Source organism: Thioclava kandeliae, assembly GCF_040297545.1.
In the GTDB taxonomy this organism is placed as follows: Bacteria; Pseudomonadota; Alphaproteobacteria; order Rhodobacterales; family Rhodobacteraceae; genus Thioclava; species Thioclava kandeliae.
Map to the genome: position 1 here is coordinate 1 of NZ_JAYWLC010000099.1, position 531 is coordinate 531.

General features: G+C 58.9%; 2 pseudogenes. One reads left to right on the forward strand and one right to left on the reverse strand.

Annotation, left to right across the window (positions count from 1 at the left end):
* Positions 1–278, reverse strand: a pseudogene (locus VSX56_RS20800) (hypothetical protein); the annotation flags it as partial.
* Between the two features lie 94 nt (positions 279–372).
* Here VSX56_RS20800 and VSX56_RS20805 point away from each other — a divergent pair.
* A pseudogene (locus VSX56_RS20805) lies at positions 373–531 on the forward strand (IS256 family transposase); the annotation flags it as partial.

Below are 531 nucleotides of genomic sequence, written 5' to 3' on the forward strand. Positions count from 1 at the left end.
GGTAGAATTGCTCGTTCCCGATTTGCATCATATGCAGGATGACCTGCGCGTCCTTTGGATCGTCTTCGGGCTTACGCGGCCCCACTGGGGCCACGGTCCCTGCGACTGTCCCAGCTGTTGCTCAAGGCTTCGCGGGTGCGCGCCAATGCGACCGAAGACACCAGCTTCACGTCGAAACCAGCAGTGCCGAGCCGGTATGCTAAGGCGCGATGGTAATTCCCCGTAGCCTCAAAAGCTGCGCGGACAGGATGGTCATACTCCGAGAGTGCGGCGATCAGATCGTGTCCCACGGGGTGGTGTAGCTCAGGTGGCCATCGGGTTTCTTGGTAAGGTCGGGTTGCTAGACTCAATCTGATCCAAGGATGACACCCGATGACCAAACCTATGATGGACCTTCGCGCGCTTGTCGAACAGAGCGGCGATGCAGATTTACTGCGTGAGATGATTGGCTTTGCCGCCGAGCGACTAATGGAGCTCGAGGTTGGCGCCAAGACCGGCGCGGACTATGGCGAGAAGAGTGCCGAACGACTG